16 protein-coding genes, 1 tRNA gene and 1 pseudogene are annotated in these 15,373 nt (G+C 35.7%); 4 read left to right on the top strand and 14 right to left on the bottom strand.

Features of this window, described 5'->3' with window-relative positions; all coding sequences use genetic code 11:
• The first annotated feature begins 206 nt into the window (after positions 1 to 206).
• Complete coding sequence (locus G6R08_RS15995; RefSeq protein ID WP_163529284.1) at positions 207 to 1,088, top strand: LysR family transcriptional regulator; 882 nt, start codon at positions 207 to 209, stop codon at positions 1,086 to 1,088.
• An 18-nt stretch (positions 1,089 to 1,106) separates the two neighbouring features.
• Here the strand turns inward: G6R08_RS15995 and G6R08_RS15990 are convergent, their stop codons facing one another.
• From G6R08_RS15990 to G6R08_RS15970, 5 genes and pseudogenes are all read right to left on the bottom strand, one after another.
• Positions 1,107 to 2,036 carry a nucleoside hydrolase gene (locus G6R08_RS15990; RefSeq protein WP_163531361.1) on the bottom strand — a complete coding sequence of 310 codons (930 nt, stop codon included), beginning with the start codon at positions 2,034 to 2,036 and terminating at the stop codon, positions 1,107 to 1,109.
• Between the two features lie 289 nt (positions 2,037 to 2,325).
• Positions 2,326 to 2,709, bottom strand: a complete 384-nt coding sequence (locus tag G6R08_RS15985) for a YetF domain-containing protein (RefSeq protein ID WP_163529283.1) — start codon at positions 2,707 to 2,709, stop codon at positions 2,326 to 2,328.
• A 284-nt stretch (positions 2,710 to 2,993) separates the two neighbouring features.
• Positions 2,994 to 3,185 (bottom strand): annotated as a pseudogene (locus tag G6R08_RS22150) (cupin domain-containing protein); the annotation flags it as partial.
• A gap of 236 nt (positions 3,186 to 3,421) precedes the next feature.
• Positions 3,422 to 3,494, bottom strand: a tRNA-Ala gene (locus G6R08_RS15975).
• A gap of 300 nt (positions 3,495 to 3,794) precedes the next feature.
• A complete protein-coding gene (locus tag G6R08_RS15970) occupies positions 3,795 to 4,382 on the bottom strand; it encodes a hypothetical protein (protein WP_163529281.1) in 588 nt (195 codons plus the stop codon).
• A gap of 181 nt (positions 4,383 to 4,563) precedes the next feature.
• On the opposite strand from G6R08_RS15970, the gene istA reads away from it, so the two are divergent.
• Together istA and istB are read left to right on the top strand one after the other, a co-directional pair.
• Positions 4,564 to 6,117 (top strand): IS21 family transposase, encoded by a 1,554-nt coding sequence (gene istA / locus G6R08_RS15965; RefSeq protein WP_163527242.1) that lies wholly within the window; start codon positions 4,564 to 4,566, stop codon positions 6,115 to 6,117.
• 1 nt (position 6,118) lies between these two features.
• Positions 6,119 to 6,886, top strand: coding sequence for an IS21-like element helper ATPase IstB (gene istB / locus G6R08_RS15960; RefSeq protein ID WP_163527243.1), 768 nt, complete (start codon positions 6,119 to 6,121; stop codon positions 6,884 to 6,886).
• A gap of 31 nt (positions 6,887 to 6,917) precedes the next feature.
• On the opposite strand, the gene G6R08_RS15955 is transcribed toward istB, so the two are convergent.
• Together G6R08_RS15955 and G6R08_RS15950 are read right to left on the bottom strand one after the other, a co-directional pair.
• Positions 6,918 to 7,166, bottom strand: a complete 249-nt coding sequence (locus tag G6R08_RS15955) for a hypothetical protein (protein WP_163529280.1) — start codon at positions 7,164 to 7,166, stop codon at positions 6,918 to 6,920.
• Positions 7,167 to 7,597: 431 nt separating this feature from the next.
• On the bottom strand, positions 7,598 to 8,053 hold the full coding sequence (locus tag G6R08_RS15950) for a hypothetical protein (protein WP_163529278.1): 456 nt from the start codon (positions 8,051 to 8,053) through the stop codon (positions 7,598 to 7,600).
• A 90-nt stretch (positions 8,054 to 8,143) separates the two neighbouring features.
• Here G6R08_RS15950 and G6R08_RS15945 point away from each other — a divergent pair, with 90 nt between their 5' ends.
• Positions 8,144 to 8,377: a hypothetical protein gene (locus G6R08_RS15945; RefSeq protein ID WP_163529275.1), complete on the top strand. Its 234-nt coding sequence runs from the start codon at positions 8,144 to 8,146 to the stop codon at positions 8,375 to 8,377.
• A gap of 118 nt (positions 8,378 to 8,495) precedes the next feature.
• Here the strand turns inward: G6R08_RS15945 and G6R08_RS15940 are convergent, their stop codons facing one another.
• From G6R08_RS15940 to G6R08_RS15910, 7 genes are all read right to left on the bottom strand, one after another.
• Positions 8,496 to 8,900 carry a DUF4145 domain-containing protein gene (locus G6R08_RS15940; RefSeq protein WP_163529273.1) on the bottom strand — a complete coding sequence of 135 codons (405 nt, stop codon included), beginning with the start codon at positions 8,898 to 8,900 and terminating at the stop codon, positions 8,496 to 8,498.
• A 586-nt stretch (positions 8,901 to 9,486) separates the two neighbouring features.
• Positions 9,487 to 10,332, bottom strand: a complete 846-nt coding sequence (locus G6R08_RS15935; RefSeq protein WP_163529272.1) for an HNH endonuclease — start codon at positions 10,330 to 10,332, stop codon at positions 9,487 to 9,489.
• Positions 10,329 to 11,753, bottom strand: coding sequence for an ATP-dependent nuclease (locus G6R08_RS15930; RefSeq protein ID WP_163529270.1), 1,425 nt, complete (start codon positions 11,751 to 11,753; stop codon positions 10,329 to 10,331). The genes G6R08_RS15935 and G6R08_RS15930 overlap by 4 nt, the downstream gene beginning before the upstream one ends.
• A gap of 326 nt (positions 11,754 to 12,079) precedes the next feature.
• Positions 12,080 to 12,643, bottom strand: a complete 564-nt coding sequence (locus G6R08_RS15925; RefSeq protein ID WP_163529268.1) for a recombinase family protein — start codon at positions 12,641 to 12,643, stop codon at positions 12,080 to 12,082.
• Positions 12,644 to 12,842: 199 nt separating this feature from the next.
• Positions 12,843 to 13,943, bottom strand: coding sequence for an HNH endonuclease (locus G6R08_RS15920; RefSeq protein WP_240339749.1), 1,101 nt, complete (start codon positions 13,941 to 13,943; stop codon positions 12,843 to 12,845).
• 33 nt (positions 13,944 to 13,976) lie between these two features.
• Positions 13,977 to 14,402 carry a DUF6884 domain-containing protein gene (locus G6R08_RS15915; protein ID WP_163529267.1) on the bottom strand — a complete coding sequence of 142 codons (426 nt, stop codon included), beginning with the start codon at positions 14,400 to 14,402 and terminating at the stop codon, positions 13,977 to 13,979.
• A gap of 108 nt (positions 14,403 to 14,510) precedes the next feature.
• Entirely contained in the window at positions 14,511 to 15,275 is a 765-nt protein-coding gene (locus G6R08_RS15910; RefSeq protein ID WP_163529265.1) for a hypothetical protein, read from the bottom strand.
• Positions 15,276 to 15,373 lie beyond the last annotated feature (98 nt).

Raw genomic sequence — 15,373 nt, 5'->3', positions numbered from 1 at the left:
TGACTGGCGGAATGCATTCTCGATGGGTTTTACACAAATGTTTCTCGGAAAGCCTTTCCACTATATTCGGCTTTCCATTCATCTACACCTTCCCGTGCCTCATCTTTTATAATATAATAAATATTCAGACATCAAAAATACATATTTAGAATGCCAAGTATTCACTTTAGTTATAATAGATTTTTTGCGAAAAATGGAGGAATTCTATGGATATTCGACACTTGGAATATTTCTCAGAAGTTGCCAAGCATTTAAGTTTTACAAAAGCCGCCGCTTCCTTGCATGTCTCTCAACCTTCCATCAGTAAAGTCGTTAAAAACTTAGAAGATGAATTAGAGGTTCCCTTATTCTATCGATCCAAGAACCTCGAATTAACGGATGCCGGCAAAGCCGTATTATCGAATGCTAAGGATGTTCTGGAGGCCTTCTCCAACTTAACATCAGAACTGACAGATATCATGGAATTAAAAAAAGGAGAAATCCGAATCGGCATTCCTCCCATTATTGGAGCAGCTTTTTTCTCAAAACTAATCACTCATTATAAAGAAATCTATCCTTTAATCGAAATTAGTTTAACAGAAGTAGGATCGAAGGAAATTAAGCGCGGGGTTGATGAGGGCTCACTCGATATTGGCTTGATTTGCAACACTCCTATTAAAAAGGAAAACTTTGAAATCGTCAGAGTGATCAGGGACCCGCTAATGCTGATCGTACATAGCGCTCACCCATTAGCCGAGCACCAATCCATCGATTTGTCAGCATTGCAAAAAGAACCCTTTATTTTGTACCGTGAAGACTTTACCCTTCATGACCGAATTATGGAGGAATGTGCTCTGAAGGGATTTGAACCGAAAGTCGTCTGCCATAGTTCGCAAAAAGATTTTATGATCGAAATGGTTGAAGCTAAGCTCGGGATTGCCTTATTGCCCAGTAAAATTTGCGAGAAAATTAATAATCCCGAAATTAAGGCAATCACCTTAACAAATTCTAATATCAACCTTGAGTTAGGAATGGTGTGGAAAAGAAACAAGTATTTGCCGTACAGTGTCCGGGAATTTATCTCGATGGCGGAAGGGTTTGTTACGTGAAATGAGTAAAATTCCTAGTTATTCTGGCAGCATCACCTTACTGAATTCTCCTATAAAAGCTTCATAATGAAGCTGGATAGCAATACTCGTTTCCCCAGTCTTACTAGTCGGACGAAGGTCAATATAGGACATCCCTCTTGCTTCTATACCTTCAACCACATTTGCATTATAGTATATGTAATCAACAATAGCAGGATTTTTAATAATAATAATAGTAAGAAGATCGTGAATAGGCGCACCTAAAATACCTGGTACGGTTTCTTTATAAAAATCGTAGTAAAACTCAAAGACAGGCGCCATGATAGAAGCATAGACGTTATTCTTGTTTTTAGAAATATCTTCAACGATATCTGGAGTGATAATGGCAAATTGAGTTACATTTAATGGAGTTATCGTTAGGTTATGGGCATTCTTAACAACATAGTTAGATGATGTAGGATCTCCAAAGAAGTTAGCTTCCGCCAATGGCGTTACGTTCCCTGGGACAAAGAATGCCCCGCCCATTACATAGAAGGAATGCACCATTTTTAATTGGTCCGGAAATAGAATAAATGCAGTTGCCAGAGTAGTCGAACGTCCTGTATCTACAATGATAAGCTCATTTTTATATCTTTCTATTATCAGACGAATGGTGTCAAAAGGATAAATCTGATATTGCATATTTCTAGGAGGCTGTATCGGACCAATTCCTTCCTCACCGTGAATTTCCGGGTAAAACGTCACTTCATCCTCTTGTACTGGAGTGGAAGCACCAGGAATGATAGGAATGTTGTTTTTACCCGCTAATTGCACCAAATAAGCAGCATTGGCAGTTGCCTGGTCTTGTGTCACATTCCCATAACTGGTGACGATTCCGACCAGTTCAAGTTCAGGGTCTAACATGGTGTACATAATTGCCAAGGAATCATCAATTCCAGGATCACAAAATAAAAGGATTTTTTTCGTAATAAGATCCGCCCCCTTTCTACTATATATATTTCAAGATTCCATCCCTCATGCCTAATACAAAAATGCCCCATTTCGAGTTGAGTGAAATGAGGCTCTTGTCTTTTTCTGTTTTTAAGCCTAATTATATATATTACGGGCTTGGATTGGAGGTTGTGATGAATCCCCTTAAATATTCAAGTGAGAAACGAGTAACCTGTTCGCTTTACCCGTTTTCCTTTGAGTAGATACTATTTTTTAATTATCCAGTCAATAACTCTCCTTCTTCTAACATTTGCTGCAGATCACGCTATCATTTTATATAAGGTATCACGTTCCGAATTGTATTCTGGAGATTTATAACTTGTACCCTTGCTTCAGAGTCTGTCTGTTTTGAATAACTTTCAAGGTCTGCCTGTACCTTTTCAAGCGTATCGACCAATGCCGAATTTTTTGGAAACACTGCCGACTTCGCTTTCCCATCATAAACGTCTACATAAACATTTCCTTTTAAGTCCAGCTGTGCCAGGAAAACGTCTTCAATGTCCTGAACCCCTTGCTTCTTTATCTCTTCTAGAAGCCATTCTTTTGAATAGCCAAATGCCAGCAGTCCCTTCTCCAACAGTTTCCCATCCATAATGACAACAGTCGGACTATGTTCCTCCTCCACTTTCATACCTAAAGTGTTTGGTGTCACAGACTATGGATCCTACAATTACTGGGGGATGAGGAAGAGTATGAAGGATTGCACGAGAGTATAAATCAACTTGCTGCCGCTATCAAAGAAAAGGATAAAACGCAAACACGTGTTTCTTTAGCTTCCATTAGGACATTATTACAAAACATATATACCATGTAACTCTTAAATGCCTTATTGGATCTTGATTTACAGAAGGAAGTATGCAGATGATGCGAATACTAAAGAGCAAAATTTCACTTAAGAATTGTGCTCTTTACTAGTATAAATCTTTTTTTTGATGATTAACCGTAGCTATCTTCAGCAACGATTGCATCTGCTTTTGTTTGAATGGATGTTCAGGCGATGCATAGATTGTGTAAAGCTTTAACGGCGTATTGCCTGTATTGGTTAGATTATGACATGTACTTATGCCATGTACCAGCAGGCACCATAATAGCAGAGTCATCACCGACATGTCTTATGAGGTTCAAATAAACTTGGAAGGTTACTGCTACGTCAAAGTAAATGATTCTCTGTTCTTCTTAAATTTTCGTTACCCGATTTAAAAAGACACTTTGTTCAACAATCGTGCGCCGATTGCCTTTTATCCTATAATATGTTCTTGTGACTGAAAACAGAATGCTATTCGCCCCAAAATCAAAACAAGGAAAACACTGAGTATAAAATATGTGGACACAAAAAAACCTTGCTATAGCAAGGGTTTAAGTAATGGAGCATAGCGGGCTCGAACCGCTGACCTCTACACTGCCAGTGTAGCGCTCTCCCAGCTGAGCTAATGCCCCGTAATTCAATTATTAACTCGACAATCAGTATTATAAGCATTTGCAATGTTAATTGCAAGACCAAAAAGTGATTTTGACCACCTTACAGGAAGTTGTCACAAAATTTATTGTAAAGAGGTCATTATAGAATGTCAAGACATTAAACAGGTTAAATAATCAAACTAATAACATTTTCTACTTTATCAGAATCGTCCTCATACTGATTAGGACAAAGTCATTAACTGGATAGAAAGTATTTTTAATTAGAGACCCCTTGAGGAGGGTCTCATTTTTTTACTGCAAAAACTAGATATAACCAGCTCAAACCTTCACTTTCTCTTTTCTCTCACGTGTTTTTTCTTTTTCTTTTCGAACCTTTTCTAATGTTTCTTCTAGTTTAAATAACATACTATTCTCATACAGAGATTCCCAAGCTTTTTTCTTTTTCCCGTAATAACTTTCAGTTTCTTGATACATTTTTCCAATTTCATGGGACATTAAGCTTAACCCCTCCATATCCCCTTGTTCAAGGCTTCTTGTTATGTCATTATTTTTAACTTCCCTTACAGCATCAGCAAATTTCATATCATAAGTTACTGCATCATAAAAGTATTGATAAAAATTAAAACAGTCAGTAACATCAATATGCAATTCAATATCTTCAATGTTATCTATGTACTTTTCAATATTTTCTTTTGGAGATTCCATGTAGTAGTGTTTTTCATTGACTTCATAGAAGGGAACTCCTTCAAGTTTAGCTTCAAAAAACTCCTCAGGGTCTTCAAAATCCTCTGAGGTATTCCTTATCCCCCCTTTTTCTTCAATGAACTTTTCACGCTGTTGTTTCACTGTTTCCACTTCTTCACAATACTTTTCTATCTCAAGTTCTAATTTTACTATCGAAGGCAACTGGTTTATTTCTCTTTCATATTGAGTCTTTTCTAATTCTTTTTTAGCTTGTTGTAACTGCTAGATTAGACTTAACAGTTTTTGCTTGATAGAATTGAACACTTTTTCACCACTAATCCCCTCCAACCATGTAAACTTAACAAGTATGTTAACGACCTGGTTTGGAGGGAGTAAGGAGTAGATGAAGAAGTTGGAGAAAATCGTTTTAGCACATCAATTGAAGAGGGATGGTTTTAATGTATCAGCAATAGCACGAAAATGCGGGGTGTCCCGAAACACTGTATATACTTATCTGGGAAGAGACTTCGAAGCTGCAGTGGAATGGGTGGAAACGCTAAGAGCCAGAAAAAGAAAGCTGGATATTTATCAGGAGGTCATATTAGATTGGCTTCGGGAACACCCAGACCTTTCGGCCTCCCAGATATCAGACTGGCTGGAAGAACGATGTAATTTCCGAGAGATTGGGGAGAGTACCGTGAGAACTTACGTAAAGGAACTTCGGGAGAAATATCATATCCCCAAAGTCTTGAATAAACGTCACTTTGAGGCATTACAGGAGTTACCGAGAGGTAAACAGATGCAGGTGGATTTTGGAGAGTTAAAAGTAAAGACCACTGATGGGAAAACCATTAAAATTTATGTGATAGCCTTTGTCCTTTCACACTCCCGATATAAGTATGTGGAGTGGCAGGAGAAGCCTTTCACGACAAGGGACGTGTTACGGTGTCATGAAAATGCCTTTGAATTTTACGGAGGGATCACAGAAGAAATTGTCTATGACCAGGATAAATTGATGACGGTCAGTGAGAATGGAGGGGATCTCATATTTACAGAGGAATTTCAGGCCTATAAACAAAATAGGAATTTTCGTGTATTCCTATGCAGGAAAGCAGACCCTGAATCTAAAGGAAAGATAGAGAACGTTGTAAAGTTTGTAAAATACAACTTTGGAAAGAATCGTGTGTTCCATCAAATTGAAACATGGAATGAACAATGTCTGGCCTGGCTGGAAAGGAAGGGAAATTATCAAGTCCACAACACCATAAAAAAGAGACCTGTCGAAGTGTTCGCCCTGGAAAAGCCACACTTACGAAAAGTCTCCTTACCACTCTCTTTCGAGAGCAATCTTAGTTACAGTATAACAAGGATGGTTCATAAGGACAATGTCATCAAATACAAATCGAATCGTTATTCCGTCCCGTTGGGTACATATCAGCCAAACGGCGAGAACACGGTCTACATACAGGTGGAGGGAGAAAAGCTTTTCATTAAGGCTTCGCCCGACGGCATCCTTCTAGCTACCCATAGACTCTCTACTAACAAAGGGAAACTTATTAAAAATACCCACCATTCCAGAGACAGGTCAAAAGGAATAGCTGCTTACATGGATACCATCAGAACATCATTCCATGAAGAAGAAAAGATTCAGGTCTTCCTCGACGAGCTGCATCAGCGTTATCCCCGGTACATACGGGATCAGCTGCAGATTCTTCAGAAAGCCGTTAAACATTATAAGCCATTCATTCAGGAGGCCCTAGATACTTGTCTTCAGAAGGGATTGTGGAGTGCGAATGACTTTTACGATGTGGTAAAGCACTTCTCCAAGATTCAGGGGCTTCAGGAGCAAGTTCCTGAAGATGAACTTTCAGGAGTCGATGTTCCTACGGAACTATTGAAACAAAAGGCCGCATTACGCGATATAGATGGCTATATCAAAATCTTGGGAGGTGTGTAAGTTGGTTGGAACAGTAGAAAATTTACAGGCTCAATTCCATCAGTTTAGAATGTCAGAGACGTCTAAGGAGCTGCCCTCTTTTTTAAGGAAGGCAGAGGTTAGCTCTTGGACATACCAGGAATTTCTGCATGAACTCCTCACGTACGAAGAGAAGCGCCGCGAGGAGAAGATGATAGAAAAGCACCTGAAATGGGCCAAGTTCCCATATGAGAAGCACCTTGATGAGTTTGATTTGGGAGAGCAACCATCTCTAAGTACACGGCAGCTCAAACAGCTGCGGGAACTCTCTTGGCTAGATCACGCATTTAATTTAATATTCCTTGGTCCGCCAGGGGTAGGGAAAACGCATCTGGCGATAGGCCTTGGATTGGAGGCCATCCAACAAGGCCAACGTGTGGTCTTCATCTCCATGGGAGAGCTGGTGCCTCTTTTAAAGACTGAGGAGTACATCCGAAAAGCACAGTTGCGCCTTAAACGTATTAGGGACGCCGATCTGGTCATCATCGATGACCTCATGTATATGGCAATGGACCAACAAGAGGCCAACCTGTTTTTCCAGTTAGTGAATCATTTGTATGAACGAAGTTCTATAATACTGACGTCCAACAAAGGCCCAGAGGAGTGGGGAGAATTAATGGGCGATCAGGGAATTACCACAGCGATCCTAGATAGGCTCCTTCACCGGGCTGAAGTCATTCATTTAAATGGGTCTAGTCATCGAATCAAGTACAGAAAGTCTGTATTCCAATCGAAAAGTGTTCAAAATTAATGAGCAAAAAGTGTTCAAAACTACTTGACGGTTACACTTGTTTATCTACTTGCGAGTTTGCCACAATGTAAGCAACAAACGCACTAATAAGCCCACCTGAATAATTTCCCCAAAAGCTAATCCAACTATTTTCATTACCAGCTACTCTCCAAGCTGAAAACTGGAGGAATGTGTAATTAAAAACAATGGGGAAAACAAGTATGCTACCAAGTACAACCCAAAAACTTTTGTCTTTAAAGTTAAACAAAAACTCACCCTCTTTAATTTCATATGACACCATTTCTCCTCCTCGACACGATTATATGGTTAAAGGAGGAGATATTTTATGTATATTTTCAAAAGAACAAACTTAGATGGAAGCACATGGAAGTCTAAAAGCATGAATACAAATAACCTTTTCTATGAGGAGACCTACCTAAATAAAACCCTTCCTGCTGGTGAGGTGGTTATTTATCGAGTTACGCCTCGCAATTAAAGTAACACTCACTCTAGTTCATTTTTTAACTTTTCTATTTTCTATTTATTTTTAACTCTATGATTGCTTTATTCACAGCTTCAATAGAACTTTTAACCCTTGAAAGGTAGTCATCCCAATTGTAAAAAAGTATTCGGTCTTCTGGAAGCTCATTGTCTAAATTCGAGAGAATTCCGTAAGTTATTTCAAACTTTTCATTTATTTCCATGATTTTCACTATTGTTTCAGGAAATAATTTACTTGAGGTCTATGCCTTCTAAGAGATTAACCTTCTCAGATAAGCTTTTTATTCTCCACTTTAACATTTCATGTTCAATATCCTCCATTTCATATAGGTCATTATGTACTAATGAAAACTTAATATTTTTTAAATTAGATAAAATCAAGAGAAATTTAGGGTACATTAAAAGCAGTGTTTTATGTTCCTCTACTTTAGAATCTTGTTCCTTAGATTCCTTTTGGTGATTAAGGGTTAGCAATACTCCTCCAAGTGTTAATAACCCTCCAGTTATCCCTCCGAGATAACTACCATAAAAACTAATCCAAGTATTCTTATCACCTGCAATCTCAAACCAACTTAGAGTCATAATAAAATTAGTTAGTATGGGGAATAGCATGATTACACTGACACCACTTAATATTATTAAGGTGAATTTAAATTTACTCGACTTAGCTTTAATAGAGCTTTTCACTCATTTTCACTCCTTTCGTTAATTTCTTTTAAAGTTTTTCTTGTAGGAATAAATTTCCTGTCATAAAATCAAGTAAAAGGAGGTGGTTACATGGGAGAAAAAAGGCTTGGAATATTTGACGATTACAGTTATGAAATCTTAGAAATTAAGAGCATTCTTACTGAGATGGAAAACGGAAGGATTTACGAAAAAACAGGAGCACGAATGGATGGCTCTTTACCTTACAAGGTGCAAAAGCTCAGAGAAAAACTTAATGATTTACTCACCAAAATAGATAAACAAGCTCCTTCAGCACATGATGAGATAGACTCACTATTTGAATAATACAAAATATTAGCTTCACCAAAGGAGGTGGAAACTTGTCCAAATTAATTATTGTCCGTAACGCTGGAGAGGAAATCAGAAGTTAAAAAGTGTATTAATGCCCCCTGAGTTGGCGATTTTATTTACTCTCCGCTTTCTCCTTAGGCGAAACTGCTTCTAGCTCCTGTTGTACTCTTTTCATTTCGTTTGGAAGTATATAAACATATTCAAGAACTTTATTGGTGAAGTTAAACACTTTTTCTACCATGAACCCCCCTAAAATTAATTCTTCTTCATGAGCAGCCATGTTTCCGAGGTCTTTAATCACTGTTGATATGTCACCCATTAAAGGAGGTAAAATTCCTTCTTGTTGTAAATGATTTAATTTGTGATGTAACATACCCTTCGTAGCTCCTTTATCTTTGCACACCATTTCAAGTGTCCTTCTCAGAGAAAAGAGACAGCTAGCTTCATCAATTTTATTAACCTTCAATGCTGACTCATAAGCACTTTTCACGCTTTTAGGTAATGCAAACAAATTCACCCTCTCAGTTTGTGGAAATAAGACCTCTCCCTCTTCATAAATATCAAATCCATCATGGTAGGCTTCTTCCGTATTCCAGTGTGTGTAATATGCTTGGATACCTGCACAAACAGGACACTCAAACACTTCAAAAATATGCTACATAGTCTGGAGCAAATTCAGCATAGGTTGATTTTACATACCTGTTCAGTAAATTCATAGGTGTTTTATTACCACAATGCGAGCAAGTTAAAATTACTCTATTAGACATATTAAACCCTCGCTTATTACCTTTTTGAAGTTTAATTGTATCATACCTATTGTCAAATAGTACCAACCAATTCCTCGAAATAGCTTAATTTCACCCTATTACGTTTCCTTTGTTCCACCGCAAAAACCCCCTGAAGTGTACCCCAGAAGTGCGCTCCAAAGCTTTTATTTACTCGTTTTTTCTTTTAAAAGCCAAAATTGAAGCCTTAAATGTTTGGATTTCTGGGCTCAATATGTCTGTTACATCCTGAGCATATCTTTTCTTGTAACAAAAAAAGACCCTGTGGGTCTTTTGGGAATCATAAGAATAGATGTTAGAAGTAATAAAATCGATATTTTATTGACTAATTTGTTCAACATGACTAAAAAACTCTGTAGATTGATAGATAGCCTCATATAAAGCAACTATCCAGTTGTTTTTACCCGATTTTTCAATATTTGATGTTATTTTCCTTTTTAAAGTCTTTTTTTGTTCCTCTATGCTTACTCCCTCTTGAAGAGCAAGAGCTGTTTCTTGAAACCATGTTGAGATTTCGTCATTTGCCTGTGCTTCGAACCTGTTGCATAAATCTAATTTTGAATAATGAGATTGTATTATCTCAAATAAATCATCATTTATTCTATTATTTGGTTTTACTTCATAACTAACTGTAGGAATACCATTATTAAAAACTATATTAGCGTACAAATACTTTTCCTGCGTTATAAAATCATAGTAATGATTTAAGAAAAAACGTTTACCATCGTAATTTTTCCATCTTTTTCCTTTCTTACTATTACACTTTTCACAGCACGGGATTAAGTTTAAGGCAAGAACTGAATAATCAGGATAATCCTCCTTGGGCAGGTAATGGTCAAATGTACCAGGAGAATTTATCTCACAGAAAGGACATTTTGATTGATAATAAAGGTCTTGTTTTGTCAAAATATCTGCTTTTAAATTATTTAGAGTTACATTATTACTGTAGCATGAGATTAGTTGATTCTTTAGGATTACTCGACCAGTATAATCTATTTGGTCAATACTCGATAAGCTATTTCTATTATCTAAATAGGTTTGATACCTTTCATTTATAGTACTTATTTCGCTTAGTAAATTATCTTTCTTTAGACCTTGGCATTTCTCTGAAATAGCTTGGTACACTTCTATTAACCCTTCTTCAATAGGTGATAAGTTCTTCATGACTTATCCTCTTCTTTATACAAAGTATTCAAATATGTCATAGCATTGTAACTAAGAGAGTTATTAAACACATTAAGTATCTCTTCATAACTCATAACTTCAGCCATTTTTTTAAACCAGCTTTTGTAGTTACTCTCAGTGGAACGAACATCAAATATATCATTAGTAATAGTAGAAATATTTTCTCCAAAACTTTCGATAGGTAATTTTCTAACAATAGGGGTATTTTCAATTCGTTCTACTACGTTTATATAGTTTGCAGGTATCTCTTGAGTAATTATAGGTGAATGAGTTGATAAGATAGCAAATGAATTAAACTCAAGTAATAACCTATTAAACATTCTAATTAGATTAGCTAAAGCATTTGGATGTAAATGAGTTTCAGGTTCGTCAAACAACAGTAATGATTCTTCTTCAATATTCGCTATTACTTCTGTCATAGTCATTATTATTAGACTTTGTCCAGAACTTAACGACACATCTTTACCGTCAATTAATTCATACAGAACATGGCGATGCTCCTGCTCAATTATCTCTTCAAGTACTTTGTACCAAACATCTTCTCTGGCTTTATCAAGAACCACGTTAATAGTATTCTTTATTTTATTTTTAATCTCGTCTGAGGTCATTAAAGTGTTAGTATCATCTCTAATTCCACAATACTCATAACTAAACGTTCTATCGTTACTAGATGGGCGGTCAAATTCATCAAACGCACTATATGAAATAGCAATTACTTTACTAAAGGATGGTCTTTTAGGGTGGAAATTTTGTTCTTTGTTTTTTTCATAACCACTTATTAAGGCTGCAATTTTAGACAATATCTGGGTCTTCCCCGTTCCGTTTTTCCCGATTATTGCATTTATTCTGTACGGTAAGTGTTTATCCGCTTCAAAATCAAACCTAAATTCATGTGGTTTAATAGCAGAGGGTAATTTATATGTAAAATCAAAATTCAGTATTTTTTCTATTTTGACATCAAAGTAGAGGTTATTAGCTTCTCTTAATGCTTTTTCGGCTTGACTAAATCTAATTAAAGAGTCAGTAAAACCTTCGTTATCTTTAAATTCATCGTAAATAGATGGATTAATTGCCGCATCATTTAAGTTTTTTAATATATCCAATGCTACTTCTTTCCCAAGTGCCCTAAGTTTCTCGTAATAACTTATATCCTGACCTAATGAACAATATGCAGAGGTGAGGGTTTTAAAGTGTTTCTCTAACCTAGTGGATTTACTCTCCTCATGTAAAATTTTAACTTCACCTATATTGAACTCATTTTTATTTTCATCAAAATAAAATAATTTAAATAACGTATAATAATTATTATCATTCCAATTGTCATTCGAGAGTACAACACTTGGAAAGGTATTAGGGATTTTCACCAAATTATAAAAATATGAAGTTACAAAGAAATCCATAGATAACTCCTTTCTTGAATAGCTTAATTGTTCAACATTAAAATATCTGTATTTTATTAGGAATATAAGCGTTTATTAAAAAAATCTCATTCCCCTTGAAAAGCTTAAAGCATTTATATAAGTAATTTCCCTCTTAACCAAGGAAAATCATATATATCTATATAAAGGAAGCAGCATCCCTTCAAACACTAGTCTTAAAAACTTAAAACATTGTGGCGTGTGGATGAGGGTACATGGGGGCTATTTCTGCTAAACTCCCCCTTGAAAAAGTGGAATTACACCCCCATTAGTATCAGGATAAATAAAGAGCACCCTTGAGGAGTACCTTATAATTGTTTAGATTTCAGTTCATTCTTTCTGTTAATTAAGGTTCGCTTCTTAATTCCTGTCATTGCTTCAACTTCTTTGTATGTATGAGTTTTAAGCAATTCTAATGCATGAAGTACTTGTTTGTTTGAATGTTTTCTAGGTCTACCTTCTCTAAAATCATCACGTTGCTTAGCCAGTGCCTTACCTTCTTGAGTACGTTCTACTATCATATCACGTTCAAACTCTGCGAATGAACTGAGAATATTAAAAATCAGTCTGCCTGTTGGGCTGTTTTCTACTAGCCCCATATTAAGAATGTGAACTTTGACTCCTCTTGCAAATAAAGCTCTAACTGTTTGAATACCCTCGATTGCAGACCTTGCAAATCTATCTAATTTTGTAACGACTAATGTGTCTCCTTCTTGTAATTCTTCCAGTACCTTATTAAACTCAGTTCTATCTGTTTTAGTACCTGTGAATTTCTCCTTATATATTATCTCGCATCCTTCCGCTTGTAGCGCTTGAATTTGAAGCTTTAAATCTTGAGCTGTTGTTGAAACCCTTGCATATCCATATCTCATTATTAGTCCTCACTCTTCACCAGTTTTTTATTGCACTAAGTTATTGCACCAGTTGAAGCTAAGTATAGCAAGGACATAAAAAGGGTGCAATAACTTTTAAGTATTTGCACTCTTTTGGTAACACTATTTATTTCTCCTTCATAAGGGTAATAGAATCAACAACTAAGTATAAAAGAGAAGTTTTTTACCACTGACTTAGCTATGCATCGTTGTATTTAAGAGCGTTTTCTCTATGCCATTTCATATACTCTTGTTGACTCTCGCTCATTGTAATTTTCATGCTTTCATTGATATTGAGAAAAACCTTCGTTGCTATATCCAAACTTTCTAATATTATGACTTCTCCACTCTCATCAAAGCTAATATAGCCCTTATCAAATAATGAGTCGTGGTTAGGACATAACAAAAGTCCGTTATTAACATCTAAACGTTCATTATTATTGGATAGTCTCCATGGCTTTATATGGCTAGCTATAAGGAAGCGTTCATCTGAAACACCACACAACTGACATTTCTTTTTCATATTCATGAGAGCTTTTTTAAACTTTGATTGACCTATTCTAGACTTTATAACTTGTGCCTTCTCAGTCTCTGTTAGTTCAACTTGTTCTGGTTCAGTTTTAGCAATTGAATCTACTTCAATATATTCGTCTGCAGAATAGCTTTCTTCATAATCTCCAACACTATAAATTTGATTAGAGTACCGATGTAGAGATTCAATAACTGAACTAAAATTAGAATCTTGCCGCTCCAATTCATTTATGGCTTCCCATATACTATAACCCCTAAACAATCCTTTATGCCTGTCCTTAAGACCAATAAAATGGAGAATATTCATTGATTCATGCCCTGTTCTTCTATCGAAAGCGATTTCTAGTATATGTTCGTCTAACCAACGGTGAGACCTGGCTTTAAAAAGGTACTCATAAACTATTAAATCCTTTTCCTTATCGCTGTAAATGTTATACTCCCTTGCCCTCTTTGAAGATTCTAAATCTGGTACATTAATTCTCTCATTTTGTTTTTGAATCCCATCTTCATTTTTAATACTTTCAATAATTGTAAAACCAAGTCTACTTAGAAATTGATTAGTTTCTTCTCCACCACTAAACATTGAAGGGGAATATTCTTCACCATTAGCAAAAATGTTTGATATAGATATTACATATTTAGGTGGGTAACTTTTACCATAATAAAGAGTAAACCTAGTCGATTCTCTTCTTTCTGGAACACCATCTCTATCAATCTTTTGAATAGCTTTTACGATATGTTCCTTATTAATATTTTTCGGTATTGTCATAAATTAGCACCTCTATGTTTAGAAAACTTACTACTAATGCTTTATATTTATTGTATAAAACTGTAATTGTTCACCTATCCCTTTTCCTCGAAGCGGTATATTACAATTTATACCTTTTTGTTCTAGAGCGGGAATTAGATACTCTCTATACTTACCTCCTGCATAAAAATCAATTTGAGTTATATCAAATTGTAAACTTTCTACCTGTTTAATAACTGAATTTGACCAGCTTTTCCGTTCTGATGCGTTCATATTATTTAATGTAATGTCATATGGCTCAATTACATCTTTTTGCCTTAATAATCCGTATTTTGCTGATAATACAAGACACTCATCATAATCCTTCTGCTCAATAAACTTAACAGCTTTCCTGAACAGAGCTGACGGATGGTACATCTCTCTAGCACTGCATGGATATATAGCCTTTAGCTTAGTGCAACTTACTAATGCTAACTTCATAGCCAAGTACTCCTTTTATTTATAAATTAAAACAATACCATGTTATAGTAACGGAGCAGCGACCTTAACGGAACATAAAAGATGCCCCATATAAAGGTATCCGTCTTATCACTCTTCTGATACTCCAACATTGCCACCCTTAAAATTACTTTTATCGGTTTTGTAGGTAAATTCCGCTTCTTGTAATCCCCATGCAGCAGTATGTTCTTTGTGAACCCACCTTGTACAATAGTTCTTTGTTACAGAATTATTGATATGAAAATGTACAAAGTACAGAATTTCTTCTTTATGCAAAGCTTCCAGATATGTTACCACCGACTTTCTGTTAATTCCTGTATTCTTTACAATTGTATCGATTTTGGTGTATGACATTGGGACGTTACTAACACCATAGAATAAATTACCAACCATATTCAGATAAGTTGCAAATATCTTAGGCTTATAATCGCTCTTCACAGAAACTATTTTTTTGATATCTCTATAAAAAACCTTAGCAAAACCAAATTCTTCTTCTTTTCCAGTCGGTTTGATAAAATAGTTACTAGCAGGCTTTAAGTCAGTAATAACACTTTCTTCATCCCCTTTTTCGCAAATTTCAATATAACCCATCTCCTGTAATTTGAGTAGCGACTGCTTTGTTCTTTCCTTTGTTGAACTTTGTTCGGTACTCATGCCAATAAATTTCAATAAAGAACTAACTCCAGTATAAGCAACACCTTTAAAGTTGTTAGCCAGTGATTTGATGATTATTAAATGATAAACATCTAATTCACCATTTTTACCTAATTTTTTTGTTTGTATTAGTGATTTTGACACTTTAATAAAGGATTCACTATTTTCCTCTTTTACTGATAATATATTTTCATTGCTCACTAATTTATTTTCTCCTTCTCTTTAAACTCACGAAAATTTATATGAAAGGGGAGGAGGCTTTGCCGACTGCCCCTTCATTTCTATCTACTATAATTCTT

The sequence above is a fragment of the Halobacillus ihumii genome, assembly GCF_902726645.1.
Classification (GTDB): Bacteria; Bacillota; Bacilli; order Bacillales; family Halobacillaceae; genus Halobacillus_A; species Halobacillus_A ihumii.
This window is presented reverse-complemented; position numbering and strand designations above follow the sequence as displayed.